The following is a 26,579-nucleotide window of genomic DNA, read 5'->3' on the forward strand; positions in this document are numbered from 1 at the left end:
TAATAAGAAAACATTAAATTATTAAATATAAATCCATTTTTTTAAAAGCGCTGGTAACTCATTTAATTTTGGGTTATATATATTTGCATAATAATAAAGGAGCTCTTTCACCTTTTTCTCATTGACTGAAAAATCATCTGTCTCCAAGCGCCGCAACAACTCTGTTGGAGTTTTTACTTGGCTAGATACGGCATACGCATAATCACATTGTCCGCATACTATTACTGGTTTTAGGTGCATAAGAGCTTCAAAACCAACACCTGAGTTGACGACAAATACAGCTTTAGTATTCTCTATAATACTGTGGATTGAGGCATCTGAAACTATGATAGTACCTTCATTCAACAGCTCTTCAATTAATAACTGCACACTGAGTGAGTTACAATAAGGGTGACGCTTTACCACCACCTTAGTAGCTGTATTTTTATAATATACAGCAATCGTTTTGAGCATTTGTATCCCATCAAAAAATGCGATATCTGCTACTATGTCTGTTAGAACCTGAAGTGCTACAAATACATACTCACCTTCAGAGACAAAGGCTTCCTCATTTTGGTGATATTTAGATACGTTATTAACGACGTATTCTTGATACAAATAGTTAAAATTTTCATCTAAAGTAGATTGGTCAACATTACTTGTATACTCTTCTATTTTCGAAAAGTCATTAGCCATTTTAGAATAGCCTGCAAACCCTTGGGTATCAACAGAGCAACGACCTGCCAGTGTAGACTCTTGCACATGCAACCAATTGGGATTATCCACTTCATCAAAAGTATGATAGCTAATAGCCTTAAAATCTGTTTTTCTAGATACGTTTTTCCAGTGATACTGATGTCTTGGAATAATTACTATATCTTCACATGACAATACTATTTCGCATATTTCTCCAAAATATTCCTGTGCTGTCTTAAATGACGGCTTTTCTTTTTCTGGCGGAGTAAAAAAAGCACTAGGTATAAACATTTCGATTTTTACAGTTTCTCTTTCTATTTTATTAACATCAACTGGAAAGCCATTCATCATTCCTAGCAAAACATCAGATCTTTCATTTTGATCTGCTACTTCTAGCCAAGCAATAATATTTTTCGAGTCACTATAAACGAGATTTTTTTCTATTTTTTTATATAATGCTGATACGTTTTCATCAAGATAAAAACCAAGTTCTAAACCTTGGCTCATAAACTCCATTGCGTCGGCAAACCATCTATTAGCTAGTAAAAACTTAAGATTTTTATTAAATTCACTATTGTTCTTAAGTACATTTTGTATGATAACTCTTCTGACTTTTATCCTACATTCAACAAGCTCATCATTTCTCTCAGGGTAAAAACAAGATACTCTGTTAATCATGCTAAGAAATCTTGCCAACTCGGCTTCTTTAAAAGCTAGTACTCTATCTAGAGTCTCATTTCCTTTGTCAATCATATTGTGATCAGATTCAAAAGTTAATCTTCTGATCGCACCATAAATTGGATAGGTCTGTTCACCAAGCAATAGATATGGATAGGCTCTGTCTATTTGTTTATCGAACTTATATATATCGGATATTCTATGTAAAACCCTTCTATCCATCATGTATTTCTTTTGCATCAAAAGTAGGTGTTCTAAAGCGCTTTTTTGATCTCCTAAATCTAGATAGCTTGCAATAATGGCAAACCTAGTTTTCATAGTAAAAGAATCCACATCAATTGGAAGCCATTTGATTAATTTTTCAACCTCTTTATTCCTATTCAACTTGCTTAGAAATAAAATATAATCGTCATAGTACTTAGAATTCAGAGGTTTTAATTTAATTAATTTACCTATTCTCATAATTTCTTCTTCTAGCATAGTAGTTAGATGGGCACCATCATGAGAAAAGATCTTCTGTTTTAATGATTCAACTGTTTTACTGTTAGGTGATTTAGTCAAGACCTTCCAAGCGTCATTAAATTGCCTACGCTGTATTTGAATTTTCGCTTCTTCAACATAACCGAAAGTATGTTGAGGAAAATCAGTTATCGCCTTTGCTATACACTCTTCTTGTAATCTTACATTGTTTGCATCAACAGCTGAGCTGTGAACCTTTTTCAGTTTAATCAATGTAGGATTTTCTAACTCAGCAATATCAAGACAAGCTAAAGATAGTTTTTCCTTGTCAGCTAATGCTACGTTTTTCTTTGATGCTACGTTTCTCTTTGATGCTACGTTTTTCTTTAGGGCATTAATTTCTTTGTTATGGGGGGCTTTGTTTAGAATTTTCCAAGCTTCGTTAAATTTTTCGTACTTAATTTTAATTTTTGCCTCTTCAATATAGCTGAAAGTATTCTGAGGGAACCTTGTCCTAGCGTGTATAATACATTTTTCCTGTAATGCACTATTGTTTGTTCTGATAGCTAATTTATAAACTAGCTTTATCTTATCTAATGGTAAAACATTCAAAACTTTATCATTAATAAAATCAGGATGAATATTTTTAAGATTAGGTATAGAAAACATACTAAAAAGTGATTTATCTGCCATTTTGACTCTTCTTTAAAATATTGTATTGACGTTTTAACTGGTATAGCTCTTTTACTGAATCATGGATATAAGACTGCATTTGAGTACGCACGATATCACCAGATATTAGACTGTTTATCGCTTCAATACATTTCTCTACAGAGTTTTCACTATACTCGTATAATTCAGATTTTATAGCTCTTTTCTCACCAACTATATAATCATAATTTTCCTCTATATGTTTTATACCGTCAATCAGATCAGAAGGTCTAGCTACTCTATATCCGAGCTCATCTCTTCTATTAAATTCCAGACTATGTGTATCAATCTTAGCTTCTTCTAAAATTTCATTTTCATTCTTGTCTAAAAGAACAACTGGCCTTTCGCAATGAATAGCATCAAAAATCGCACCACTATAATCAGAAATGACGATATCAGAAATACTAAGAAGTTCTAGAGCATCATCATTGGCACCAAAGAAATGTATCCTATCAGTTTCTATTTTTTCTAATCTACCATCTTCCAAAAGATCTGTATTGTGATGCAATTTAATAAGTACGTTATAACGTTCAGATAAACCAAGAACTGCACCTATATACTCATCTATGCTAGACAATTCTCCCCAAGTTGGCATATATAAGACTGTTAGCAAACCATCATCTATACTATGAATATACTTATTTTTCGCAATTAGATGGAAATCTTCATCATACCATAACTGTAATCTCGGATTACCAACAGCTTTAGATGGCGCATAAGTAGATAATTTTTTTTCTGGATAAGATCCATATACAAGACACAAATCTGCTAACGCTCTCCATGTGCCATAGTTGTGTGGCTCTTTGGCATAACCATATTGAAGCATTACAATTTTTGTTTTCTCAAATAATGGTAAGTGAAGAAACATCGTTTGACATACAATAACGTCAAAAACGCCATCTAATTCTTTAATCTTTCCAGTCTCCCAAACTACAACAGGAACTTCTTGATTGGTTAGAATTTCTTTTGTAAAATCATTAAGATGATCTCTTCTCTTCTCTAATATAAAAACGCTTCCTGGAATTTTGCTAGCTAATAATTTAATATGTATAAATTGAAAAGGATTCCAGCCTATAAATGCTATTTTATACTTATCCATTCTTGTAAAACTCCAAAGTTTCTTTGTTTTTAAATAGTCTAATTCTAAGCTCTGATTGTTTAATGTACTTTTTAAATACCAATACAATTTTTACAAATTATAACGTCTTGTTTTACAAGATATAAAGCTAATAAAAATAAAAAAACTTATAAGATTAAATAAAATATATCTTTATATAGTTTATCAATTTTAATTGTCACAACACACCTAAGATATTACCTAGATCAAAATAATATTTTTCAATTTATAATCAAAATGTAACTGTTATGAATATACACTTATTAAATTATTAATTAGCGTAATATCAGTTGCTTTAAGTATAAGACATTAAACTTAACACTATCAAAATCTCGAATAATAACTTGGAAAATATATTATTGAATACCATACAATCATTAGCTTTGCTAAAACTAATACTAGTTCAATTTCTTATGATGTTTATTATAGTCATCAATTATAAAATTAATACTCAGCATATCTTCATGGGTTAATTGTTCAGAAGCTTTCATATTGCGAGTTACTAAAGTAACAAACTCTGAAATCTCATATCTTAATCCATCCCCTTCAAATGAATACTCAAACTCTTCAATATGATTGGGATCCTCATATCTAACAAAAAACTTCTTAGTTAACCACCATGGAGCAGGGATATAAATATATCCTTTTGAGCCCGAAATAACTGCTGAGCCTTCAGTTTTAGTGCCTATACCAACAGTACTGATTGAAATAGCACCTGACTCATACTCTCCAATAATACGATTAGATAAATCAACACCAGTCTCTTCGTCTATCTGATCGAAATAATGGACTTTAGACGGCTTCCCAAGTACTTTTTGGGCTAATAGTAATGGATAACTGGCAAGCTCATTCGTTGCTCCGCCATAAGGCTTTTTCCACTCTCTGTTGGACTTGTTTTCAACTAACTTTGTAAAAGAAGATCTTACTTCTCTTATCTCACCAATTTTGCCATTTTTTACTTCATATAATAGTTTATGAAATGCAGATACAAATGCAGTTTTAATAGCTTCAATAAATACTAACTCTTTTTCTTTCGCGATATTAAGCAACTCTATAAGTTTTTCTGACTCTAAGGTAACTGGCTTTTCACATAATACATGTTTTCCACTCAGTAGAGCTGCTTTAGCTTGTTCATAATGAAATTCATGAGGTGAGGCAATGTATACTGCATCAATATCATCATTTAAGAGGTCTGCTAAAATCAAGTGTCCATTAGGAATACCAGTAGCTTCAATAAAGTTTCTAACGTTAACTATGTCTCGTGACATGGCAGCTTGAATAACCAAATGAGGCACATGTTTGGCTTCATTGCAAAATCGCTTAGCTATCCTACCTGTACCTATCACTCCTATTTTAAACTCACTTACTAAACCTTCTCTAAGTTTACTACTAGAAATTGCGGGAGTGCGTGGTAGATATATTACTTTGCAATGTTCAGATAGATAATCAAAAGAACCTACCCAATCATCACCTATAGCAAATATATCTATTCTCATTTCCTGAATATCTTTGGCTTTTTGTTCTTTATCATATTCAATGATGACTTCATCTACATATTCCAAAGCTCGTACTGCTTCAGCACGTTCAGTAGTTGTATTTACAACATCTAACTTACCTCTTGATCTATCGTAACTTTCTGAGGTTACCCCAACTACCAAATAATCACCTAATGCCTTAGCTCTTTTCAAAAGGCGAATATGCCCTTCATGTAACAAATCATATGATCCATACGTAATTACTTTTTTCATTTTAAAAAACCTGATTTTCCAGTATAGAAGTATTATTATTCAGTAAATTCAAATAGGAAATAATATAAGCTTGGGAGACTGCGGTATTAAAGTGATTCGAACTATACCAAATACAATGTATAAAAAAACACCCCATTTTAGGGGTGTCTTTGTTTCATTTCAATGGGCTTTTGGTATGTAAAGTGTAGACAACTGCCTATCTTACCAACCAGTAACTTCTTTTAACTTCTCACCAAGCTTAGATGGGTCACGCGTGTATGCGATACCAGCATCTTCAAAGGCTTTGAATTTCTCTTCAGCAGTACCTTGACCACCAGAGATGATTGCGCCAGCATGACCCATACGCTTGCCTTCAGGAGCAGTAACACCAGCGATGTAACCAACAACTGGCTTGGTGACATGGTCTTTGATATAAGCAGCTGCTTCTTCTTCAGCAGTACCACCGATTTCACCGATTAGGATGATCGCTTCAGTTTGTGGATCGTCTTGGAACAATTTCAACGCATCAATCTGGTTCATACCAGGAATTGGATCGCCACCGATACCGATACAAGTTGACTGACCAAAACCAAGCTTGGTTGTTTGAGCAACCGCTTCATAAGTCAATGTACCAGAGCGTGAGATGATACCCACTTTACCTGGCTGATGGATGTGACCTGGCATGATACCAATTTTGCATTGACCTGGCGTGATAACGCCTGGGCAGTTAGGACCAACAAGACGCACATCACCCGCTGCTTCAAGATAGCGCTTGGCTTTTAGCATATCGATAGTTGGAACGCCTTCAGTGATCACAACGATCAATTTAACGCCTGCATCGATTGCTTCAATGATAGAGTCTAGTACGAATGGTGCTGGTACATAGATAACAGAAGCATCAGCTTGAGTGGCTTCCATCGCTTCACTCATTGTGTTGAATACTGGCAAACCTAGGTGTGTTTGACCACCTTTACCTGGGGTTACGCCACCAACAACTTTTGTACCGTATTCAATGGCTTGCTCAGAATGGAACGTACCATTTTTACCAGTAAAACCTTGTACCAATACTTTGGTATCTTTATCGATTAATACACTCATTATGTTTTCCTTGTATTCGGTTGTCTTGTGATAATCACTCGATGGCTTATCATTCAATGATCTGTTTTTATACCAACAAGCGCTTATCACGCTTTGACTACTATGCTTAAGCGTTCATCTCTAAACGTTTATATATAAAGACCTTTGTTCAAAAACTTAGGCTTTAACAGCATCGACAATTTTTTGAGCAGCGTCAGATAGGCCTTGAGCAGAAATAAGCTTCAAACCAGACTCTTCTAGAATTTGTGCGCCTTTCTCAGCGTTGTTACCTTCTAGACGAACAACAACTGGTACTTTTACGTCGACTTCTTTGATAGCAGCAATAATGGCTTCTGCGATCATGTCACAACGTACGATACCGCCGAAGATATTGATAAGAACACCTTCGACACTGCTGTCCTCTAGGATAATTTTGAACGCTTCAACAACGCGATCTTTGGTTGCGCCGCCGCCAACGTCCAAGAAGTTAGCAGGCTTGCCGCCATACAATTTAATGATGTCCATCGTTGCCATGGCAAGACCAGCACCGTTAACCATACAACCGATGTTGCCTTCTAGAGCAACATAGTTTAGATCAAATTCAGCGGCTTTAAGCTCACGCTCATTTTCTTGCGTTTTGTCTTGTAGCGCTGCGATTTTTGGCAAACGATAAAGGGCATTTGAGTCAATGCCGATTTTGCCATCAACACAAACGATTTCGCCGTTTTCACGAACAGCTAATGGGTTGATTTCCATCAAAGCAAAGTCATTTTCAACAAATGCTTTATAAGCGCCAGTCATCAATTTAACAAACTGATTGATCTGCTTGCCTTCTAGACCGAGCTTGAACGCAACATCACGCGCTTGGAAAGGCAATAGACCAACTAATGGATCTACATTTACTTTGAAGATTTTTTCTGGCGTATTGTGAGCCACTTCTTCAATATCAACGCCACCTTCGGTCGATGCCATGAAAGTCACGCGACGAGTCGCACGATCAACCACTGCACCAAGATATAGCTCAGTTTGTACTGGATACATATCTTCTGCAACCAATACAAAGTTAACTGGCTGACCGTCAGCATCGGTTTGGAACGTTACTAGGTTGGTACCAATTAGTTCTTCAGCAACTTGCTTGGCTTCTTCACGAGTCTTAACCAGTTTTACACCACCCGCTTTACCACGACCACCTGCATGAACCTGTGCTTTGATAACCGCAATGTCAGTTGGTGTCTTATCAAAAGCAGCGGCAGCTTCGTCGCCGTTGTGGGCAATAATACCTTCTTGAATAGGCAGTCCGTAGCTCTTTAATAGCTCTTTTGCTTGATACTCATGTAGATTCATTGATTGTATCCTTTATTTTTTACAATTAATAAAAAGTGAAAACAAGTGCGCCCTACATAACTGTTAGACGTCCGTCTGACGCACTCATGATCGTAGCAACCGCTATGCTAGCGATGCCACAATCAGGTTATAAGTCGGTACTTATTAAAATAACTACTTATTTCTTACGCTTTTTACGCTGAATGGCGTGAATAGCACGACCATCAGCAGACAGAGCAGCTTCATGCACTGCTTCTGAAATGGTTGGATGAGCAAATGTCATCAGCTGTAGATCTTCGATACTAGAGACAAACTCCATCGCGATCATGCCTTGATGGACGATATCGCCCGCGCCCGCAGAAATAGCATGCATCCCTAATAGACGATCTGTTTTGGCATCTGCGACGACTTTGATAGAGCCTTGAGCTTCGCTTTGCGCTAACGCACGGCCGTTAGCCGCTAAATTGAACGAGCCAGTTTTAACTTCATAGCCTGCTTCCTCAGCTTCTTGCTCAGTCAAACCAACCCATGCGATTTCTGGATGCGTATAGATAACGTTGATAATGGTATCATAGTTAACTTGTGCTTTTTCGCCATGAATACGCTCAACCGCCATCATGCCTTCTTCCATCGCTTTATGCGCAAGCATAGGACCACGTACCAAGTCACCAATCGCATAAACACCATCAAGGTTGGTTTTGCACTGATCATTAACATCAATCAGACCACGTTCAGTCAACGTGATACCGCTATCATCGCCGAGCAGTTTTTCGGCATAGGCACGGCGACCAACACAAACGATAAGCTTATCGAAACTTTCTTCAGATGACTCACCTTTGCTTTCGCTAGTGACAACCACTTGGTCGCCTTTGACTTCAGCATTGGTTACTTTGGTATCTACACGGATGTCAAGGCCTTGCTTCGTCAGCATTTTACCCGCTTCTTTAGCAATATCTTTGTCAGCAGCGGCAAGGAAGCTTGGAAGCGCTTCATAAACGACCACTTCAGCGCCTAGACGACGCCATACTGAACCTAGCTCAAGACCAATAACACCAGCACCAATAACACCTAAACGCTTAGGAACTTCTGTGAAATCAAGAGCGCCAGTAGAATCAACAATGCGATCACCGTCAGTTTTTGCAACAGGGATATCGATAGGGACAGAACCTGCAGCAAGAATGACATTCTTAGCAGTAATAGTAGTTTCAGAATCATCTTCTAACGCAGTAAATTTCACTTTTTTATCAGTGCCTTTACCATCAACCAATGTGCCCCAACCTTGTAACCAATCAACACCATTGCCTTTTAATAATGCAGCAACACCGCCTGTTAATTGCTTAACGATACCTTCTTTACGGGCAATCATTTGCTCGATATCAATGGCTACGTCGCCAGTAGTAATACCATGTTCTTGTAGATCATGTTTGGTCGCTTCATAACGATGCGAGCTATCAAGCAAGGCTTTTGATGGGATACAACCCACATTCAAGCAAGTACCGCCAAGCGCAGGCTCACCTTTATAAACACGTTTTTCGATACAAGCAACGCTCATACCCAACTGGCCTGCACGGATAGCGGCTTCATAACCACCAGGACCGCCGCCGATGACGACTAGATCATAATTGTCTTTCATAGTACGTTCCTATTTTTCAATTCTAAGTTTATGTATTATTCAAACTGCGGGCTTTGTTATCAATGAATAAAAGCCTGACTCTCATCATAGTTAATACACTATGACAGCAGATTACGCTCTTACTCGCTGATAAGAAGTACTCAATAATAATGACCAGATTGCTTTAACATACCAATCGATACACAAATTATTGACCACCTTGCCCAACATCTATACTAAAGTTAAAAAGCTTGTATCAGCGTTTGCCAATACAAGCTTAGAAGCTTATAAGTCTAGTAGTAACATGGCTGGATCTTCAACCAACTCTTTGATCGTTACTAAGAACTGCACGGCTTCTTTACCATCAATCATACGATGGTCATAAGACAGCGCAAGATACATCATTGGTAAGATTTCAACTTTACCATCAACAGCCATAGGACGGTCATTGATAGCATGCATACCTAGGATAGCCGTTTGAGGTGGGTTCAAAATTGGCGTTGACATCAATGAGCCAAATACACCGCCGTTCGAGATTGTGAACGTACCACCAGTCATATCACTGATACCAAGCTTACCTTTTTGAGCAAGGCCGCCAAGCTCACGGATACGGCTCTCTACATCTGCCATGCTCATGCGATCAGTATCACGTAATACTGGAACGACTAGACCGCGATCTGATGATACGGCAACACCGATATCATAGAAACCATGATAAACAATATCATCACCATCTAGTGAGGCGTTTACTGCTGGGAAGCGCTTGAGCGCTTCTGTAGCGGCTTTTACGAACAATGACATAAAGCCTAGACGTACGCCATGACGCTTCTCAAATTGGTCTTTATACTTAGCACGCATATCCATCAGCGGCTTCATATTGACTTCGTTAAACGTCGTTAACATGGCTGTTTCTTGAGAAGCTGCTAGCAGACGATTGGCGACTGTCTTACGAAGACGTGTCATTGGCACACGTTTTTCAGTACGCTCACCTGTTGACTCAGCAACTGGACGGCCACTGTCAGACTTAATGCTGCTGTCTGCTTTCAACGTTGGGTTTGCCATATCTGTTTTGGTAACACGGCCACCGCGACCACTACCTTCAACTTCTTTAGGATCTACACCACTTTCTTTTGCCGCTTTACGAACTGCTGGGCTTTGATCTTTATGATCATCTTCGTTCTTTTTATCTGTTACTTGTACAGGCTCGCCACCATCGGCTGCTTGTTTTGCTTGTACTGGTGCTGCTGGTTGATCTGGATCTACAGCTGGAGCAGAATCTGCACTGGCGCTTGCACCCGCTTCGAATTCAGCGATAAGCTCGTCAGACAATACTGTATCATCTACTTGCTTAACGATTTTAGTAACAACGCCATTGTCAGGCGCTACCACTTCTAATACGACTTTATCGGTTTCGATTTCGGCCAATAGATCATCACGATTTACTTGCTGACCTTCAGTAACATGCCATTCAACGATTGTGCCATCGGCAACCGATTCTGGAAAAACGGGGGCTTTGATATCAGCCATCGATATACTCCTTAGATTTGGATATTCATACTTATTATTAAGTCGTGATAAGCAGTCAGCACTATGCTGGATAAGATTACATTGTGCTGCCTGTTATCGCCTGATTCATTTATCTTGTATAGTCTTTCAATTAGGTAATCTGTTACTGAGATAACTCATCAACACTTATGCCAAGCCCACCAGCGATCAACGCTTGCTGCTGCTGAGCGTGTATCTTTAGTGAGCCTGTCGCAGGTGCTGCACTAGGAGGACGTGCCACCGGCTCCATGACTTTCGCCTTGGTTGGGTGCGGTACGACAATACGGAACATATGCGGTGCTAGATAATACCAAGCGCCTTGGTTAAGCGGCTCTTCTTGCGTCCATACGATTTCTGCCAAGTTGCTATACTTTTCAATCTCAGCAATCAAACGCTTTTCTGGCAATGGATAAAGCTGCTCAATACGCACAATGGCAACATGCTCTAAACCTAAAGCACGGCGTTGTTCGAGCAAATCGTAATACACTTTGCCCCCACATAAGACCATACGAGTCACTTTATCTGCATTGTGATCGTCCATCTCTGGCAATACGGTTTCAAACTTACCATTAGCAAGCTCTTCTAAGTTCGAGGTAGCCAGCTTATGGCGTAACAAACTCTTCGGTGACATGACAATTAATGGTTTACGAATTGGACGTACAGCCTGACGACGCAGCGCATGGTAAATCTGTGCAGGCGTGGTTGGCGTAATCACTTGCATATTGTCTTCAGCACACAGCTGTAAGAAACGCTCTAGACGTGCAGATGAATGCTCAGGACCCTGACCTTCAAAGCCATGCGGCAATAGCATAGTCAGACCACAAACACGCTGCCATTTGGTTTCGCCACTGGCGATAAACTGATCAATCACTACCTGTGCGCCATTGACGAAATCGCCGAACTGCGCTTCCCAAACGATTAATGCGTTTGGTACAGTCGTTGCATAACCATATTCAAAAGCTAAGACGGCTTCTTCTGATAACAATGAGTTATAAGTAGCAAAACGGGCTTGCGTGTCACTCATATGAGCCAATGGCACATACATACTGCCATCATTTACATTATAAATTTCGCTATGACGATGTGAGAACGTACCACGGCCGACATCTTCGCCAGTAATACGAACCAGTACATCATCATTGTCTACTAGTGATGCATAAGCCAATGTCTCAGCTGCACCCCAGTTCAATGGCTCTTCACCCGTTTGCATGGCTAAGCGTTGCTCGACCATCTTCTGAACCTGACGTTGTAACTTATAGCCTTCTGGCATTTCGGCCATACGGCGTCCATAAGCTTTCAGCTTTTCAATATCGACACTGGTATCCCACTCGTCGACCAAATCATGGCCGAGATACGGCTTCCAATCAACGAACAGTGCTTCGTTAGGCTCACTAACTAGCGAGTTGGCAACATAGTCGCCACGGTCTAACGACTCACGGTAATCATCTTCATACTGTTTTTCTTCATCCGCACTCAAGATACCGTCTTCGATAAGTTTCTGTGCATAGATAGTGCGAGCAGTTGGTAGCTTTTTGATCACAGCATACATCAATGGCTGCGTGGCTGAGGGCTCATCTGCTTCGTTATGACCGTTACGGCGATAGCAGAACAAATCAATGATAATGTCTTTGTCAAACTCGCGGCGATAATCCAATGCCAATTGAGCAGCGAATACAACAGATTCAGGATCATCACTGTTTACATGCAAGATTGGCGCGTGAACCATTTTTGCAACGTCAGTACAATACTCAGTTGAACGAGCATCTTCTTGACGGCTGGTGGTAAAACCAACTTGGTTATTGATCACAATATGTACCGTACCACCTGTGGTATAAGCACGGGTTTGTGACATTTGAAATGTCTCTTGAACCACGCCTTGACCAGCAAATGCGGCATCACCATGGATGACGATTGGCAGTACTGAGTTACCATCAGTATGCTCCATCAAAGGCTCATCATTGCGGCGAACTTGACGCGCGCGTACTGACCCTTGTAATACTGGGGCTACGATTTCAAGATGCGATGGGTTAAATGCCAACGCCAAGTGTACTTCACCACCTGGTGTCATCACATTTGATGAAAAACCATTATGGTATTTAACATCACCTGAGCCTTTTTCTGGCTGCACTTTACCATCGAATTCGTCAAACAAATCGGCAGGATTTTTACCTAAAATATTCACCAGTAGGTTTAGGCGACCACGGTGGGCCATACCAATAACCATCTCTTTGGTGCCATAATGACCCGCACGTTGGATGATTTCATTGATAGCAGGGATAAAGCTTTCGCCACCCTCTAAACCAAAACGCTTAACGCCCGTATATTTACGCGCCAAATATTTTTCTAAACCTTCAGCCGCTGTTAGGCGTTCAAGAATAGACAAACGCTTTTCTTTATCAAACTTGATGTAACCCAAGTTGGTTTCTAAATACTGTTCCATCCAGCGTTTTTCTTTGCTGGTGGTTACGTGCATATATTCGATACCAATGTAGCGGCAGTATACGCGCTCCATGATCTCAATGATTTCACGTAATGTGGCTTCATCTTTACCAATATTCAAATCATTGGTAGGGAATACAGTATCAAGATCCGCTTCTGAAAGGTTATGATAAGCAAGCGTCAAATCTTCCACTTCTGCGCGTGGATGTAGATCTAATGGATCAAGCTTAGCACGGCGATGACCACGACGACGATAAGCAGAAATCAGCTGCTGAACACCCATTTGCTTTGGATCAGCGCAGTCAGAGGCATTATTGACGTTTGAATCGGTAGTTTGAGCACTACCTTTGTTTGCGGTTTGATTGCGGGCAAGCAATAGAAATTGATCTTTGATAGCGTTATGCGGTGCATCGTTTGGCGATCTGTATTGTTCAAAATACGTTTGCCAATCTTGATCTACGCTACTAGGATCATTGAGATATTGCTCATAAAGCGCTTCTACATAGCTGGCGTTATCAGCAGCCAGTTCTGTATGGTCGAGACTCACTGCTTCTTTAGTTATACTATTCATAATAATCGTCTATTTTGATAGATAAATGAATGGAATCGTGCTTATTCTTGTGAAATCTGTCGTATCTTGACCAGTTTGACACTGTGTCAGATACCATCTAATATCGTTCGATAAAATAGTACCGTACGACAAAATAGTATCATTCGATAAAAATTACTTATCGTCATAAAAATCTGAGGTCATTATTTACGATAACAAGATCTGCTAAATAGTAATGACCGTCATCATTTCAATACTGCTATTAAAAAATAATTATTTGTGAACGTTCAGTTTTCTTATCTGGCTCGTTCCACAACATTAATTTATATATACTCTTTTCAGACATAACCAATATGTTAGTAACTGTATTAACAACAAAGTATGACTGAATATTCGGCAATTTTAGCCAACAAAAAATTCGCTAATGACGCGAATATTCTTTGACGTTTCTGAAATATTTATTATTATCGGGCAAACATACATTGCTGCATATCATAACATGCTTGGTATTTGAGCCATAGTTTGTTTGTTCAATACTAAACATTTAGGTAATGAATACCTAGTATCACTCTTTTTATATCAGCATGTATTATTTCGTTTTTAAAGTCTATACAAACGAGACAATTCATAATAGATAGCATCATGCGTGTCTATATAGTCGACTAGCAAACCTATACACTATTCTAACATTTAACTTACCCAATATCTCTTAGTGAATGCGTTTTTCTCACAGTAATTATATAGATTGCTCGCGTTTATATCATGTGTTCTTACATACGACCAACGTATTGTAAGTACAACCTTAACCTACCTACCTTAACGTTATTTTCATTTCTATAATCTATCTTAATGCCATATCTGGTTTTGGAATATACTCAATAAAAAACACCACCCAGTGATTGGATGGTGTTTTTTTTACTATAAATATAAAAAACGTCGTATCAACAAAGCATTAACCTGCTTGATCAATAAGCATGCTGCGTAGATGACCAATCGCTTTAGTTGGATTCAAGCCTTTTGGACAAACCGATACGCAGTTCATGATACCGCGACAACGGAATAGACTAAATGGATCGTCTAAACGCGCCAAACGAGCTTGGGTATCTGCATCACGACTGTCTGCCACAAAACGATAGGCATGCAATAGTGCTGATGGGCCTAGGAACTTGTCAGGATTCCACCAGAATGATGGGCAGCTGGTTGAACAACAAGCACATAGGATACATTCGTATAGACCGTTTAATTTCTCACGCTGTTCAGGAGACTGTAAACGTTCCGTCGGTGGTGCTGGCTGGTCATTGATTAAGTACGGATGTACTTTTTCATATTGCTCATAGAACTGGTTCATATCTACCACCAGATCACGAACGACTGGTAGACCAGGCAATGGACGAACGGTGACTTTTTCTGGCAGTGTGTTCATGTTAATTAGACACGCAAGACCATTTTTACCATTGATGTTAACGCCATCAGAACCACAAATACCTTCACGGCAAGAGCGGCGGAAGGTGATTGTTTCATCTTCCTTTTTTAGGCGTAATAACACGTCAAGCAACATACGATCTGAATCAAGTAATTCAATCGTATATGTTTGCATGCGCGGCGCTGCGTCCACATCAGGATCGTAGCGATAGATTTCGATGGTGCGAGTACCTCGGCTCATAATGCTAAACTCCACACATAGGTGATGGCGGGCATACAAAGATTGCAACATAATGGCGCTAACTGTCGATCAGTACTCATAATTGATATGAGCACTGGTTAACAACAGGATAGTGCTGGCATGAGCATGTAGCTGGCGGTCACCTTTTAATAAATTAATAAAGGATAAAACGTTTATACGGTTCTAATACGTCAAAAGTGTGTTCTAGAATTAATAGACACGCACTTTTGGTTCGATATAGTCAACCGTTAATGGTACTTTGCGAACTGGCTTATAAATAACGCGATTGCCTTCAGAATACCATAAAGTATGCTTCATCCATTCATGGTCATTACGGCCATTTGGTGCATAATCATCATCTTCTGGACGATCGTAATCAGATACGCTATGTGCACCGCGACTTTCGTGACGCTTTGCAGCTGATATCATTGTGGCTTTTGCCACTTCATATAAGTTCGCAACTTCAAACGCTTCAATACGTGCTGTGTTGAATACTTGTGATTTATCACCCAAGTGAATTTTTTCAATCTTATCACCCAGTGCCAAAATCTTCTCAACACCTTCATCCATCATAGCTTGTGTACGGAATACACTCGCATGTGTTTGCATGATGGCACGAATTTCATCAGCAACGTCTTGTGCATTGTAGCCTTCAGTAGACTGTTGTAGCTTGTCTAGGCGACGCACTGTAAAGTCAAGAACGCGAGGGTCAAGTGGCTTATAGTTGTGATCCGCATGATGGAATTCATCAACAATGTGTTTACCAGCAGCACGGCCAAATACCACTAAATCTAGCAGCGAGTTAGTACCCAAACGGTTAGCACCGTGAACACTCACGCAAGCGCATTCACCGATAGCATAAAGACCTTTAACCACATTGCCTTTGGCATATAGGCCGTCTTCATCCGTGCCTGCTTCTAGATCCGGCATAATGACTTGACCATGAATGGTGGTCGGAATACCGCCCATCATGTAGTGAATCGTTGGAATCACTGGAATTGGCTCTTTGGTGATATCGACGTTCGCAAAGTTTTTACCAATCTCAAATACTGACGGTAGACGCTTCATGATGGTCTCTACGCCTAAATGTGTCATATCCATCACGATATGATCGGCATTTGGACCACAACCACGGCCTTCTTTAATTTCTTGGTCCATAGAACGTGATACTAGATCACGCGGTGCCAAGTCTTTTACGGTTGGCGCATAACGCTCCATGAACGCTTCGCCATCTTTGTTACGCAAGATAGCGCCTTCACCGCGACAACCTTCAGTCAATAGTACGCCAGCACCGTGAACGCCCGTTGGATGGAACTGCCAGAATTCCATGTCTTGTAATGGAATACCGGCACGAACTGCCATGCCAATACCGTCACCAGTATTGATGTAAGCATTGGTAGACGCGGCAAAGATACGACCTGCACCGCCTGTCGCTAAGACAGTAATAGGTGACTGGAAGACCGCCACAGTACCTGTCTCTTGCTCGATTGCCACAACGCCGTTGATATTGCCCGCTTCGTCTTTGATCAGATCAAGTGCGATCCACTCAATGAAGAATTCAGTGCCTTGCTCTAGGTTTTTTTGATAGAGCGTATGTAGTAACGCGTGACCAGTACGGTCAGCTGCGGCGCACGCACGTTGAACGGCTTTTTCACCATAGTTTGAGGTATGGCCACCAAACGGACGCTGATAAATCGTACCATCTTCGTTACGGTCGAAAGGCATGCCCATGTGCTCAAGCTCATAAACCACTTTTGGCGCTTCACGGCACATATATTCGATAGCGTCTTGGTCACCCAACCAATCTGATCCCTTGACGGTATCATAGAAGTGAAAGTGCCAGTTGTCATTGCTCATGTTGCCCAAACTTGCACCAATACCACCCTGTGCTGCGACTGTATGTGAGCGAGTTGGGAATACTTTGGTCAGGACCGCAACCTTCATGCCTGCTTCCGCCAAGTGTAGCGAAGCACGCATACCTGAGCCGCCACCACCAACGATGACTGCATCATAGTTTAGAGTCTTGATATTACTAATGGTGTTATCTTGTCTAGTTGCCATTACGGTTTTCCTAATGCCTGTTAATGCTTAAAAGTAAATAAAAAGGCTATTTTGAACATCATGTAATTACCAAACTAATTATCTTCATACTTGGTCAATACATGCCATTATTCAAGCGGATGTTACAAACAACCTTTGACCACTTAATTCGCATATCTATCGTTATATTAGGCTACGTTTGCTTAACCCCATATCGACTTAGCTTTTTATTCTCTAAGTCCTTGGTCAAACCAGCATCAGCCCAATGCTATGACTATTTTTGGCTACGAACGAACGACTTTTTGGTGTGCTAGCAGCAAGTAATTTTGCGACAGACGTTCGTTATGGTGTATAGATATTAAAAGGTAATAACGGAGCAATTACACTGCAACAGCGCTAAAGCCTGTACCCCAAAAAATCATGATGCCCCAAAATAGAAACACTAAGATGGCGATAATCATTAAAGTCTGTAATACCAAACGTAGTTTCGGTGCGCTTTCGCCCATTTTGCCAGACGTAATGTAATCGGTGAATACCGTCCACATGCCAACCCAAGCGTGACCAGCTAGCGCCAGTACAGCCACCAAGCTAAATAAGCGCATAGGAAGGCTTGTCATAAATGACGACCATTCAATGAAAGTGACATTACCATGAATCAAAAAGAATCCCAGTAATACCACACTATAAACAGCCAAAACGACAGCACTAATACGTTGTACTATCCAATCACGAGAACCTGATCCTGTCAGACCAGTCGCACTTTTGATTCCTGAGTTATTTTTTATCATTAGAACATCACCCATACAAATGACGCGACAATTAGAATCGCTGAAATCACAAAACTGACCATCGCAGCAGTACGGCCAGATTTTAGCTCTTCAGTTTTGCCCATATCAGCAATTAAATGCTTGATACCCATCACAAAGTGATAAGCAATTGAGGCCACAAAAATCCATGCGATAAAGCGTACAAGTACGTTATCAAATACGGTCTCAAAACTCTCAGGCGACGCCAAAGAATTCTGTAGTAACCACAGCATGACAGGAATCAGTAAAAATAAAATAATACCAGAGATACGATGCAAAATTGAGGCGATTGCAATCGGTGAGCGATTAACACTAATCACTTGGCTTAAAGGCAGATCAATAGGTCGGTTGCTTTTCACAGCGGGCATCCTTTTTGCGGTTATACTCCTGTATATGCTATCCATGCTTAACATAAATGGTATTAAACACTGAGCAACACACGAGACGAATAAAGTAAGGAAGAGCTAGCTGACTTCGTTTAGTTTATGCTAAATATGAAGAGACGATCATTTGGTATAAGGCATTGATAAACGGTTTAAAATCGCTCGTCAAACTGACAGATTTATAAAACAACCCATCTAATATAGGACAATGGAAATAAACACACGTGAGATCGATTAACTAGTCTATTTTTACTGTTTATATCGATAAAAATAACGCTGCTCTGTTACTTGTACCAATACAAACCTTGTGCTAAGCAGTTAAAATAAGTACTTAAAAATAGAACAGTTAACAAGAACGCTTGAACCGCAAATGGCGATTCTTGTCTATCAAGACATCATTGAGTCGTAACCAAGTATCAATAGAGAAGACTCTAAACGATATTATATCATGACCACTTATCAATTCGCACAAAGCTAGTGCCAGTTAAATTCCTCTAATTATAAAATGACTGAGCAATAATTACAAATTTATCCCCTAAATAGTCAAAGAAGAACATTGGGTTAACAAATAAACAGGGATTAGTAATACCAAATATAGAGAATTGCCTCATTTTATCAAAACTGGGTTTCAATTTAACTGACCTGCTATTCATACCCCGTCTGTTTTTGACTCGTAAAATTATTGAGAATTACTTATTTTGTCGTTGAGAAAGTCTAAAAACTGCCATAATAATAGGGTCTTAGTTACTGTCCCAAAAAAGAAGTTTTTAAGCAAAATAACTAAGCAGACATATTTTGATACAAAAATTACAGTGAATAAACACGTCTACACCGCGCCAATTAGGGGTACTGTTGGTAAAAGTCTTTTCAAATCATAAAGAATTGCTGCTAATATACCTTGCGTATCAAATGAGCTAAGTTCAAATTACTTGTTTGACTAATGACGACGCGAGGGTATGCGTCCGAGATAATTTTATTCTAACAAGCTAAAAAAAATGGAGATTAAATTATGGCTGATAATCAAGCCACATTGACTGTAGATGGTAAGGATTACCAACTTCCTATTATTGAAGGCACTTTAGGCCCGTCGGTAATTGAGGTTGCTGCCTTCCAAAAAGCTGGCTACTGGACTTATGATCCAGGTTTTATGGCGACAGCGCCTGTCGAATCAAAAATTACCTTCATTGATGGCGGTAAAGGCGAGCTATTACATCGTGGCTACCCTATCGATCAGCTAGCAAACAATGCAGAATATCTAGAAGTGGCTTATGCGTTGATCCATGGCGATCTTCCTAACAGTGAGCAAAAAGCCGATTTCTTCCAAAAAATCCGCGAACACACCGGTGTTCATGATCAACTGCGTAAGTTCTTTGAAGGCTTCCGCCGTGATGCGCATCCAATGGCTATCATGGTTGGTGTCGTTGGTGCGTTATCAGCGTTCTATCATGAGCATTTAGACGTAAGCAACGAAGAGCATCGTGAAATCACTGCGATTCGTCTGATTGCAAAAATGCCAACGCTTGCTGCGATGAGTTATAAATACTCACGAGGCGAACCGTTCATGTATCCACGTAACGACTTCAACTATGCAGAAAACTTCTTGTACATGATGTTTGCAACGCCTGGTGACGTAGATTATAAACCCAATGATGTCATCACCCGCGCCATGGATAAGATCTTCACTTTGCATGCTGACCATGAGCAAAATGCGTCAACGTCTACTGTACGTTTGGCCGGCTCTACAGGTGCCAACCCTTACGCATGTATCGCTGCTGGTATCGCTGCATTGTGGGGACCATCACATGGTGGCGCAAATGAAGCCGTTCTTGAAATGCTAGATGAAATCGGTTCAGTAGAAAATGTGCCTGAATTCATGGAAAAAGTGAAAAGCCGTGAAGTGAAACTGATGGGCTTTGGTCACCGTGTTTACAAAAACTTTGACCCACGCGCACAAGTCATGAAAGAAACTTGTGACGAAGTCCTTGGTGCCCTTGGTATCAACGACCCTAAGCTTGAGCTTGCTATGGCACTTGAGAAGATCGCTTTAGAAGATCCGTTCTTCGTTGAGCGTAACCTATATCCAAACGTTGATTTTTACTCTGGCATCATCCTAAAAGCCATCGGTATCCCAACGTCAATGTTCACGGTTATCTTCTCACTAGCGCGTACCTCTGGTTGGATCAGCCATTGGTTAGAGATGCACAGCGCACCATTCAAAATCGGTCGCCCACGTCAGCTGTACACGGGTGAAACGCGTCGCGATTTTGTGAAGGTTGAAGACCGTAAGCAGAAATAATTTTTATCAATAAAAAATCCCGCCAATGAGCGGGATTTTTTTGCTTTGCTTTTATCATTTAAACAGCATGGATATCATTCAAAAATAAGCAGTATACACTCGCTTGTATCACTCGACCTATTACTGAAATTGTCTCAAAGTCTGCTCGTATTTAGCGATTTGCTCATCGTACCCCTGAATCGTATCATTAAATTTGCTCATGAGCGTTTCAAACTCTTTTTGTTGATCAACTTTCATTTGCTGCATATCTACAATTTGCTGAGCTTGTATTTGCTCCCAAACTTGATGCTGGATAATGAGTCGTGCCAGTGCAGGGCTTTTTGCGCTAACGCGTCCAGCGATTTCAGCATGCTCAAACAATTGCGGCACCAAGGTTGCCACATCAATCAACGTGTCTATCTCTTCCGCTGTTAATGGCGTGGTCACTGGCTGATAAAGCGCATCCATTACTTGCTGATAACGCTCAATGATTTGATCCTCGGTTAGCATGGTGGGTTTGCGTGGCTCAAGACTGATACGCTTTAAGACAGTCAAATCACGCTCGCCAACTTCTGTACTGGTATTGATATCCTCCTCAGTAGCCAATGCCGTTTCGCTGTCTGTATTGGTATTTGACGCCGCGCTAGGCTCAATAGTATTGTCTGTGTTCGCACTCCCTTCTACCTCATTAGCCCTGCCATTACTGTCAACAGCAGGATCGGTCAACAGCGAATTTTCACTGTCGGACGTATCTGCTGCTTGCAATGATTCATATTCTGCTTGCAAGCGACGCTGGAGGTTTTGCGCTTGTACGACATATATTGGTTGGAATTGCTCTATGCGCGCGGCTGCCGAATCGCTCTTTTGCATCGGCTTACTGTCTTCAGCAGCGGTTTTTTCAGTGGGCTGAGTATTTTCTGACACAGGCTGTGTGTCAGATTGCTGACATCCCGTTAAAAACAGCACGCCCGCCAATGCCGCCATGAGTAAACTGGGTGATTGCCAAGAAGAAGCATTCGCTTGCTGATCCTTATATGCATGAGCCTTAGGGTTTACATCAATTGCAGACATTGCTGGCAAAAATTTAAACATGAGCATCTTTTTCCTTGTGAAGGCAAATAGTAAAAACTAACATTGTCATCGTTACTGCTTACACTACGTGGTTTTATCCATCGACTGAACTGTCAGAAAAGGAATACAAGCTTCTAAATCTCGACAATCTTGTCCGCGCTCACGACGAGTAAAGTAATCCTGCACCATACGTGCTTGCTGCTCGATACCATATTTAAAAAATGACTTGCCCGTGACCAGCACATAATCATAACGTCGATTGATAACAGCGCCCCTTACCACTTTCAAGCCGCGCTGTAATTGCCAGACATGAGTTAATTCATGTATCAGCCAGCTCTGTTTGCCAAGGGAGGCGCGGCTAAAATCTTCGATCCAATCATCTGGATGAAAATAAATATTGCCGTTGGGACTGACCGCATAGTGTCTCAGTACCCACCAAGCCGTCTTTAGCTGAACCTCATCTAAGCAAATGCTATCACCAAATACTGAGCGCGCCAGCCCTATCTCGCCAGCCGTCAGCACGCGTGTGCGCTGTTTTCTAATCTTGATAGGTAAATGGCGATCCGATAAGCGCTTAAGCATGGGTTGAAGCCTCATTGACGTCGTACCTTATTTATTATAGGTATTTACTTTTTTATATGTATTTATAGTTAATCGTATTAGTAAGATAATGCGTTAAATAAGATTGTGCATCTCAATACACCTTTAATAAGGATAAAAACAAGAAAAATAAAGCGTCAGGGACATAAGCTGTACATTTGATTGACTTTTATTAACGTAAATATGCGGTAGCCTATTCCTATTATTTATCTGCTATAAAAACTATCATTGATCTACTATAAAATAAATACAGTGTAGCTGGGAAAAATTGATAGCCGTAGCACACTGTCATACTCGTATCCTTTTATTCAGGATTGATCATATATAATAGCAATCAATTTATACATCTAAGTTAGCGCATTTTTACGATTCGTGTCCAAACCTATTACTGCCGAATCGTTATATATTTTATCACCTTCATAGAGAGTTCCATATTGTCTAATTTTCATGCTGACACGCCTCTTGCCCAGCGTATGCGCCCGACTAGCCTTGAAGCCATTATTGGGCAAGAGCATCTATTGGCAGACGGTGCACCGCTGCGACGTTTGGTCGAGCAGGGTCATTTGCCCTCCATTATTTTGCATGGTGAAGCGGGCATTGGTAAAACCACTATCGCCATGCTATTGGCAGATGCAGTTGGCAGGCCCTTTCATGCGCTGTCTGCTTTGAACACTGGGGTTAAACAGTTACGTGACGTATTAGAGACCAAAGACTCTCTCAGCTTTGAGTCACCTGTGGTCTTCATTGATGAGATTCACCGCTTTAATAAAGCCCAACAAGATGCGTTATTGGGAGCAGTAGAATCAGGCGATATTACCTTGATAGGTGCCACTACAGAAAACCCTTCTTTTAGTGTCAATAATGCGTTGTTGTCACGCTGCCAAGTCTATCGTCTAGAGCCACTGACACCAGAGCAAATCACCGCCGTATTACAGCGAGCACTCTCAGAAGATAACATACTCCAAAAAATGAGCATCGACTTGCAAGCGCAAGAAACCATTAGCCAGCTGGCACATGGTGATGCAAGAAAAGCCTTGAACATCTTGGAGCTGGCTATCCAAACGGCGGATACCAGCCAAACTCCGCTGGTCATTGATGATGAACTGGTCAGCCGCGTCGCACAAACTGCCTTGGTTCGGTATGACAAGGATGGTGAACAGCACTACGATATCGTTTCGGCCATGATAAAATCTGTGCGCGGCTCTGATCCTGATGCGGCGTTATATTGGATGGCTCGGATGCTGGTTGGCGGTGAGCCTGCCGATTTTATTGCGCGGCGTTTGGTGATTTTGGCCAGTGAAGACATTGGCAACGCCAACCCCAATGCTTTGCTCCTCGCTGATGCTGCCTTACGCAGTGTACAATCTATTGGTATGCCAGAGGCGCGTATTATCTTGGGGCAAGTAGTGGTTTATCTAGCTACCAGTGCCAAAAGTAATAGCACTTATAAGGCTATTAATGCCGCCATGGCTTTGGCAGAAAAAGACGCCTCGCCCGTTCCCTTACATCTACGCAATGGTGTGACCAAACTAATGCGCAATCAAGGATACGGTCAAGGCTATATCTACCCTCACGATTATCCCAACCATTATTATCCCCAAAGCTACTTGCCTGAAAATTTAGTGGGCACCCGCTTTTATGAGTTTGGGGACAATCAACGAGAGCAACACAGCAAACAATTTATGGATTGGCTAAAAAACCAAGCCGCCAGCAATGATACCTAAATGGCAAGGGCTGCTCATGGTCAATAAGTGAAAGCTGCTACAGTCAACATAGTCATTTAATAACAGTCAATCAATAACAAGCGCCATGATCATTGATAAAACTGATGGCTATTTTTTAGAGTCTAGTCAATATAGTTCAGAGATGACGCAGCACGCTAGGATAAAAAACGTTAAAATGTCCCCATAGTGGTAGAGACAAGTAATATTTGATGCGTATCGAGAGTTACTTGCGCGAACCACAACGTATTTTGCTTAACCATAACAGTGCTTTTTGCCATCTGCTGCTACAATAGTCAGATAGCTTTTTATATTCCAAATCACACTGATTTATAAATAATAAAATATTGAGATTTACTATGAGTTTACATACGATTCCTGAGATTATCGAAGACATTCGTGCTGGTAAAATGGTCATCTTGATGGATGACGAAGACCGCGAGAATGAAGGCGATATCATCATGGCAGCGACCCATGTGCGTCCTGACGACATTAATTTTATGATTACCCATGCTCGTGGCTTGGTCTGTCTGACCTTATCGCAAGCCCGCTGTCAACAGTTGGCGTTGCCACTGATGTCTGATCGCAACGAAGCCAAATTTAGTACCAACTTTACGGTGTCTATTGAAGCGGCGGAAGGGGTCACGACTGGTATCTCTGCCGCTGATCGTGCGCGCACCATTCAAGCGGCCGTTTCTTCTTCAGCAAAACCAGAAGACATCGTTCAGCCTGGACATATTTTTCCGATCATGGCACAAAATGGCGGCGTCCTTCATCGCGCTGGTCACACTGAAGCTGGGTGTGATTTGGCACGATTGGCAGGCCTTGAGCCAGCCGCCGTGATTGTAGAGATCATCAATGCCGATGGTACGATGGCGCGCCGTGATGATCTTGAGATATTTGCAAAAGAGCATGATATCAAGATAGGAACGATTGCTGACCTTATTAATTACCGTATCGCCAATGAGCAAACGGTAGAAGAGGTTGAAACCTATCCTTTTGAAACCGAATATGGCACCTTTACGCTGCATCGTTTCCGCGAGTTTGGCGCTGATGAAACGCATTTGGCCTTGGTCAAAGGTGATGTGAGCGAAGGCGTCAGCACGGTACGTGTACATGGCTTCCATCCATTGCGTGATTTGTTCGCTGCCAAAAACGACACTACTGGTCGCGGTGGTTGGAGTGTGCAATCGGCGCTACAAGAAATCAGTGCGTCAGATCGTGGGGTATTGGTTTGGGTCGGTAGTCATCAGCCCGTTGATTTGGGAGAGGCACTAGACAACGCTTCAACCAATCAGCCGTCATCGACCATTACCAAGCAGCCGTATCGTAGCATTGGGGTAGGCGCGCAGATATTACGCCATCTTGGGGTTCGTGACATGCGTCTATTATCATCGCCCATGAAGTTTTATGCCTTATCAGGCTTTGAGCTAAATGTGGTGGATTTTGTTCATTCACCAAACCAAGATTGATCGATTTTGCATAGGTAAGTGAAGAGCAAGCAGAAAAAAGGCACGCCCATCAAAGTTGGCGTGCCTTTTCTTATTCAATACGTTTATTTTTTGACTGATCAAAATTTCTCTTACTTCAAGTCTTAGGTAGGTGACCAACCTTTCCCTCTAATGCAAACAACCGTTCACGCTCTGCTTCTGTCCAAGGCAGTTTGTCTTTACCATTACTCTCTAAACGTACTATAACTGCTTCGGCTGTCGCAACGATGACTTTTTGTGCGGTGCTATAATAGCTGTACTCCATCACGATACTGGTAGTGCCCAAACGCTGGCAACGCACCCCCAGCAATAAAGTGTCTGGATAGGTGACCGGGCGCAAGTATTGGCAACTTGATTGCGCTAATACTGTGACCATACTACCGTCAAACATCCCTAACGCTTGCAAATAGCCAATCCGTGCAGATTCAGCATAACGATAGTAGACCACATTATTTAAGTGGTTAAAGGCGTCCATCTCACCCCAATGTATAGGCTGTTGATGCATGATGGGATAATGTGCCAACTCTTTAGGATAATCGCCATCTAAAATGTCAGAAGTGAGATTTGCGGTTTGTTCAAAACGATCCATAGTGTCCTGTCTCTTATTTTTCATCAAT

The 26,579-nt window shown here is 40.9% G+C and carries 18 protein-coding genes; 3 read left to right on the forward strand and 15 right to left on the reverse strand.

The genetic code is table 11. The features are described 5' to 3' along the window. Nucleotides 1-21: 21 nt before the first annotated feature. The 12 genes from FW759_RS10010 to sdhC all read right to left on the reverse strand — a co-directional run bounded on the left by FW759_RS10010 (nucleotide 22) and on the right by sdhC (nucleotide 18,790). Entirely contained in the window at nucleotides 22-2,505 is a 2,484-nt protein-coding gene (locus FW759_RS10010; protein WP_446442907.1) for a capsular polysaccharide export protein, LipB/KpsS family, read from the reverse strand. Further along, nucleotides 2,495-3,622 carry a CDP-glycerol glycerophosphotransferase family protein gene (locus FW759_RS10015; RefSeq protein ID WP_446442908.1) on the reverse strand — a complete coding sequence of 376 codons (1,128 nt, stop codon included), beginning with the start codon at nucleotides 3,620-3,622 and terminating at the stop codon, nucleotides 2,495-2,497. Before FW759_RS10015 ends, FW759_RS10010 begins: the two co-directional genes overlap by 11 nt. Before the next feature lie 416 nt (nucleotides 3,623-4,038). Further along, on the reverse strand, nucleotides 4,039-5,388 hold the full coding sequence (locus FW759_RS10020; RefSeq protein WP_446442909.1) for a Gfo/Idh/MocA family oxidoreductase: 1,350 nt from the start codon (nucleotides 5,386-5,388) through the stop codon (nucleotides 4,039-4,041). A 201-nt stretch (nucleotides 5,389-5,589) separates the two neighbouring features. After that, nucleotides 5,590-6,465: a succinate--CoA ligase subunit alpha gene (gene sucD / locus FW759_RS10025; protein WP_131656408.1), complete on the reverse strand. Its 876-nt coding sequence runs from the start codon at nucleotides 6,463-6,465 to the stop codon at nucleotides 5,590-5,592. Nucleotides 6,466-6,621: 156 nt separating this feature from the next. Then, nucleotides 6,622-7,788, reverse strand: coding sequence for an ADP-forming succinate--CoA ligase subunit beta (gene sucC / locus FW759_RS10030; protein ID WP_062843560.1), 1,167 nt, complete (start codon nucleotides 7,786-7,788; stop codon nucleotides 6,622-6,624). A gap of 157 nt (nucleotides 7,789-7,945) precedes the next feature. After that, on the reverse strand, nucleotides 7,946-9,400 hold the full coding sequence (gene lpdA, locus FW759_RS10035) for a dihydrolipoyl dehydrogenase (RefSeq protein ID WP_131395964.1): 1,455 nt from the start codon (nucleotides 9,398-9,400) through the stop codon (nucleotides 7,946-7,948). Nucleotides 9,401-9,664: 264 nt separating this feature from the next. After that, entirely contained in the window at nucleotides 9,665-10,906 is a 1,242-nt protein-coding gene (gene odhB, locus FW759_RS10040; RefSeq protein WP_062843558.1) for a 2-oxoglutarate dehydrogenase complex dihydrolipoyllysine-residue succinyltransferase, read from the reverse strand. A gap of 142 nt (nucleotides 10,907-11,048) precedes the next feature. Next, the gene (locus FW759_RS10045) at nucleotides 11,049-13,934 is read right to left on the reverse strand and encodes a 2-oxoglutarate dehydrogenase E1 component (RefSeq protein ID WP_446442910.1); all 2,886 of its coding nucleotides are present in this window, start codon (nucleotides 13,932-13,934) and stop codon (nucleotides 11,049-11,051) included. Between the two features lie 931 nt (nucleotides 13,935-14,865). After that, nucleotides 14,866-15,576, reverse strand: coding sequence for a succinate dehydrogenase iron-sulfur subunit (locus FW759_RS10050; protein WP_062843556.1), 711 nt, complete (start codon nucleotides 15,574-15,576; stop codon nucleotides 14,866-14,868). 210 nt (nucleotides 15,577-15,786) lie between these two features. Next, on the reverse strand, nucleotides 15,787-17,637 hold the full coding sequence (sdhA, locus tag FW759_RS10055; protein WP_062843555.1) for a succinate dehydrogenase flavoprotein subunit: 1,851 nt from the start codon (nucleotides 17,635-17,637) through the stop codon (nucleotides 15,787-15,789). 359 nt (nucleotides 17,638-17,996) lie between these two features. Then, nucleotides 17,997-18,401: a succinate dehydrogenase, hydrophobic membrane anchor protein gene (gene sdhD, locus FW759_RS10060; protein WP_446443018.1), complete on the reverse strand. Its 405-nt coding sequence runs from the start codon at nucleotides 18,399-18,401 to the stop codon at nucleotides 17,997-17,999. Between the two features lie 2 nt (nucleotides 18,402-18,403). Beyond that, on the reverse strand, nucleotides 18,404-18,790 hold the full coding sequence (gene sdhC / locus FW759_RS10065; RefSeq protein WP_084387208.1) for a succinate dehydrogenase, cytochrome b556 subunit: 387 nt from the start codon (nucleotides 18,788-18,790) through the stop codon (nucleotides 18,404-18,406). A 1,024-nt stretch (nucleotides 18,791-19,814) separates the two neighbouring features. Between sdhC and gltA the strand changes: the two genes are divergently transcribed. Further along, nucleotides 19,815-21,101 (forward strand): citrate synthase, encoded by a 1,287-nt coding sequence (gene gltA / locus FW759_RS10070; protein ID WP_095569338.1) that lies wholly within the window; start codon nucleotides 19,815-19,817, stop codon nucleotides 21,099-21,101. A 120-nt stretch (nucleotides 21,102-21,221) separates the two neighbouring features. On the opposite strand, the gene FW759_RS10075 is transcribed toward gltA, so the two are convergent. Then, nucleotides 21,222-22,172, reverse strand: a complete 951-nt coding sequence (locus FW759_RS10075; protein WP_446442911.1) for a hypothetical protein — start codon at nucleotides 22,170-22,172, stop codon at nucleotides 21,222-21,224. A 63-nt stretch (nucleotides 22,173-22,235) separates the two neighbouring features. Beyond that, a complete protein-coding gene (locus FW759_RS10080; RefSeq protein WP_446442912.1) occupies nucleotides 22,236-22,733 on the reverse strand; it encodes a type IV secretion protein Rhs in 498 nt (165 codons plus the stop codon). Between the two features lie 491 nt (nucleotides 22,734-23,224). Between FW759_RS10080 and FW759_RS10085 the strand changes: the two genes are divergently transcribed. Continuing rightward, the gene (locus FW759_RS10085) at nucleotides 23,225-24,475 is read left to right on the forward strand and encodes a replication-associated recombination protein A (protein ID WP_446443019.1); all 1,251 of its coding nucleotides are present in this window, start codon (nucleotides 23,225-23,227) and stop codon (nucleotides 24,473-24,475) included. A gap of 356 nt (nucleotides 24,476-24,831) precedes the next feature. Continuing rightward, nucleotides 24,832-25,944, forward strand: a complete 1,113-nt coding sequence (gene ribBA, locus FW759_RS10090; protein WP_446442913.1) for a bifunctional 3,4-dihydroxy-2-butanone-4-phosphate synthase/GTP cyclohydrolase II — start codon at nucleotides 24,832-24,834, stop codon at nucleotides 25,942-25,944. A gap of 115 nt (nucleotides 25,945-26,059) precedes the next feature. Here ribBA and FW759_RS10095 read toward each other — a convergent pair whose 3' ends face one another. Further along, a complete protein-coding gene (locus FW759_RS10095) occupies nucleotides 26,060-26,551 on the reverse strand; it encodes an acyl-CoA thioesterase (protein ID WP_446442914.1) in 492 nt (163 codons plus the stop codon). Nucleotides 26,552-26,579 lie beyond the last annotated feature (28 nt).

The organism is Psychrobacter sp. 1176_08, from assembly GCF_052850615.1.

Coding starts and splice junctions, on each gene's coding strand:
- ribBA (WP_446442913.1), top strand. CDS start 24,832: ATGAGTTTACATACGATTCCTGAGATTATCGAAGACATTCGTGCTGGT.
- sucC (WP_062843560.1), bottom strand. CDS start 7,788: ATGAATCTACATGAGTATCAAGCAAAAGAGCTATTAAAGAGCTACGGA.
- odhB (WP_062843558.1), bottom strand. CDS start 10,906: ATGGCTGATATCAAAGCCCCCGTTTTTCCAGAATCGGTTGCCGATGGC.
- gltA (WP_095569338.1), top strand. CDS start 19,815: ATGGCTGATAATCAAGCCACATTGACTGTAGATGGTAAGGATTACCAA.
- FW759_RS10020 (WP_446442909.1), bottom strand. CDS start 5,388: ATGAAAAAAGTAATTACGTATGGATCATATGATTTGTTACATGAAGGG.
- FW759_RS10075 (WP_446442911.1), bottom strand. CDS start 22,172: ATGTTTAAATTTTTGCCAGCAATGTCTGCAATTGATGTAAACCCTAAG.
- FW759_RS10050 (WP_062843556.1), bottom strand. CDS start 15,576: ATGAGCCGAGGTACTCGCACCATCGAAATCTATCGCTACGATCCTGAT.
- FW759_RS10080 (WP_446442912.1), bottom strand. CDS start 22,733: ATGCTTAAGCGCTTATCGGATCGCCATTTACCTATCAAGATTAGAAAA.
- FW759_RS10010 (WP_446442907.1), bottom strand. CDS start 2,505: ATGGCAGATAAATCACTTTTTAGTATGTTTTCTATACCTAATCTTAAA.
- FW759_RS10085 (WP_446443019.1), top strand. CDS start 23,225: ATGCGCCCGACTAGCCTTGAAGCCATTATTGGGCAAGAGCATCTATTG.
- sdhC (WP_084387208.1), bottom strand. CDS start 18,790: ATGCCCGCTGTGAAAAGCAACCGACCTATTGATCTGCCTTTAAGCCAA.
- FW759_RS10045 (WP_446442910.1), bottom strand. CDS start 13,934: ATGAATAGTATAACTAAAGAAGCAGTGAGTCTCGACCATACAGAACTG.
- FW759_RS10015 (WP_446442908.1), bottom strand. CDS start 3,622: ATGGATAAGTATAAAATAGCATTTATAGGCTGGAATCCTTTTCAATTT.
- sdhA (WP_062843555.1), bottom strand. CDS start 17,637: ATGGCAACTAGACAAGATAACACCATTAGTAATATCAAGACTCTAAAC.
- lpdA (WP_131395964.1), bottom strand. CDS start 9,400: ATGAAAGACAATTATGATCTAGTCGTCATCGGCGGCGGTCCTGGTGGT.
- sucD (WP_131656408.1), bottom strand. CDS start 6,465: ATGAGTGTATTAATCGATAAAGATACCAAAGTATTGGTACAAGGTTTT.
- FW759_RS10095 (WP_446442914.1), bottom strand. CDS start 26,551: ATGGATCGTTTTGAACAAACCGCAAATCTCACTTCTGACATTTTAGAT.